Source organism: Endozoicomonas sp. SESOKO2, assembly GCF_024606245.1.
Taxonomy (GTDB): domain Bacteria; phylum Pseudomonadota; class Gammaproteobacteria; order Pseudomonadales; family Endozoicomonadaceae; genus Endozoicomonas_A.
Genome location: NZ_JAHHPQ010000247.1, coordinates 1 through 2,568 on the forward strand (window position 1 = coordinate 1; position 2,568 = coordinate 2,568).

Sequence of the window (2,568 nt, forward strand, 5' to 3'; positions counted from 1 at the left end):
TGTTGGCCAGTTTTGCTCTGGGTTTTGCCGTCAGCATTGCCCAATATTTGCCAACGTTGTTTGCCGGGGCAGGCAGAATATCAACCGTCACAACGGAAACGGTGGCATTGGCTTCCGGTGGTAATAGAAAAGTTATGGCGGTATACGCACTGGTACAAATACTGTTGCCTGTGTTGATGTATGGACTGATGCTACTGCTCAGTTCCCGGAGGATCAGAAACCGGCGGCCAGTCAGGAGATGGGTATGAAGCTGGAAGTCAAAAAGCTCAGCTTGTCAGTTGCAGGAAAATCACTGGTCTCTGATCTGAGTTTCACTGTCAGCGAGGGTCAGGTTCTGGTTTTTATGGGTCCTAGCGGTTGTGGTAAGTCTTCTATTCTTGATGTTCTCTGCGGAACTCTGGCCCGAAACTTTCAGTCTTCAGGAACCATCATTCTTGATAATAAAAACATAACCCATACACCCTCCCATCAGCGAGGAATAGCACTGCAACCCCAGGATCATCTGTTGTTTCCCCATCTTTCAGTCGGTGAGAATCTGGCTTTCGGAATACCTTCCTCCTATAGCCGGAGCCAACGAAAACAGAAAATTGAACAGGCCTTGAATGAATGTCAGCTTCCCGGTTTTGACAAGAATAATCCACTGACTCTGTCGGGAGGACAACGGGCCAGGATCAGTTTGATGAGAACCCTGCTTTCGCAGCCGAAAGTTCTGTTACTGGATGAGCCGTTTTCGAAGCTTGATCAAGCTTTGCGTCAGCAGTTCAGGGAGTTTGTCTTTCAGCGGGTTTCGGAGCTATCAATACCGGTCATTATGGTCACTCATGATTCGGCTGATATTCCGGATGCCAGTGAAATAATAAAGCTTTGAACGATTCGCTCAGTGAGTGTATCTCAGGAACCTGCAGGATGACTCGAAATACCCTGACCACTGTTCGGTGGGTTCAGATTCTTCGAGTCAACAGAGTGAGTAGGAACCGACTGTCCGGATTTGCCGATGCTCACGGCTGCTAGCTGCTGAAGTCGTAGGTCATGGATTCAAGAGGGGGTTGCAGATAATGACCCTGGATATAATCAACACCCAGCTGCCAGATACTGGTGAGTGTCTGGGCATTCTCCACCCCGGGTATGATGATGACTTTGTTGAGGCTCTTGAGATGTTTAGCGGTTTTCTTGAGATGTGCGTCTTCATTTCGCTCAAGTTGCTCCGTGAACAGACAGTCCAGCTTCACAAACATCAGATCCAGGTGTTCCATGATTTTCATGGAAGGTGACTCGCCAGAGAACTGAGTTATGGCAAACTGACAACCAGAAGGCTCCAGGCGTTCTGCGAAAGTCTTAACCTGATTAAGATGTTGGTGAACCAGTCTTTCGGCCATCTGCAGGACAATCATTTGGCCGGGAACATCGGCAGCTTCCAGTAAGCGAGATAAACGCTCAGTGAACTCTTCGTCGTTCAGGCTGGCCTGACTGATGTGAATCATCAGGCGAGTGTCTTCACCGTTTCTAAGCTTTCTCGATAGCAGTTTCACGGACTGGCGGATAACCCATCGGTCAATAAATGGCATCAGGTCACTGTCCTGCGCGGCAGTGATAAACTCACCGGCAGGGACTTCCTTGCCTTTTTGGTCCAGAAGACGCAGCAGAACTTCATAATAACTCGGGCCATCTCCGGTTACGCTGATCACAGGCTGGAATAACAAACGAAAGCTGTCGTTTTCAAGAGCCTGACGAATCATGGCAACGGTGTCACCATTGCAGGCTTTCTGGTTATCAATCGCGCTCTGGGAGAAGAGCTCGAGCTTATTGCCTCCGTTGCTGGCAGTCAGATGACAGGCTAAACGGGCGCGCTCCAGCATGGTTTGTCCATCACAAGCCTGACCAATCTCAGCCAGGCCAATACTGGCTGTTGTGAAGAGCGTTTGTTGTCCTGTAGGGATCAGTTCATTTTCCAGAGCCGCCCTTAATAGCTCCAGAGCGGCAACATTCTTTTCGTGGACATCGATCAGGTAGACCTCGTCACCATAGTGAGTGGCAGTACTGTCGGGTAAATGCTCATACAACAAACGACTCATTGTTTCCTGAATCGCTATACTTCCGTCGACGCCTGTATTTTCTCGAATAGAGTCATAGTTATCGAGCCTCAGATAAGCCAGAGTTTCCGGTTCCCGGTGACCAGGGAGCAGTGGGGTAAAACGTTCCCGGGGAACCAGAATAGAATTTTCTTCCCGATCAACCACCGTCGTTGCCGTTGATGTGGGAGCATTGCCTTTTACTATGACCTGGATGCACGGCTCGTCATCAAACACAGCATCGGATAGCAGGACTGTTGCTGGAAACGTTTGACCTTCTACATTCACTAGCTGGCATTCGACAGTGGGTTGTTCATCTCCCGGTTTGAAATGCTTGATCAGATTTTTAAACAGTGGCTGATCCCGGAAAGCGATCATATCAATCAGAGGCGTGCCTGCCAGATCGTCGGGGTCTTCATAACCAAATAGTTTGTTGTAAGAAGGGTTGGCAAATATTGGGCAATGCTGACGGCAAAACCCAGAGCAAAACTGGCCAACA

2 protein-coding genes and 1 pseudogene are annotated in these 2,568 nt (G+C 49.1%); 2 read left to right on the plus strand and 1 reads right to left on the minus strand.

All coding sequences use genetic code 11. The annotated features are described in order from the left end of the window. Both KDK17_RS05885 and KDK17_RS05890 read left to right on the plus strand, forming a co-directional pair. Nucleotides 1-248, plus strand: a pseudogene (locus KDK17_RS05885) (ABC transporter permease); the annotation flags it as partial. After that, nucleotides 245-868: an ATP-binding cassette domain-containing protein gene (locus KDK17_RS05890; RefSeq protein WP_257254711.1), complete on the plus strand. Its 624-nt coding sequence runs from the start codon at nt 245-247 to the stop codon at nt 866-868. The pseudogene KDK17_RS05885 and the gene KDK17_RS05890, both read left to right, overlap by 4 nt. Nucleotides 869-1,007: 139 nt before the next feature. Here the strand turns inward: KDK17_RS05890 and KDK17_RS05895 are convergent. Next, nucleotides 1,008-2,568, minus strand: a 1,561-nt coding sequence (locus tag KDK17_RS05895) for an EAL domain-containing protein (RefSeq protein WP_257287581.1), incomplete at its 5' end; no start/stop codon positions are given.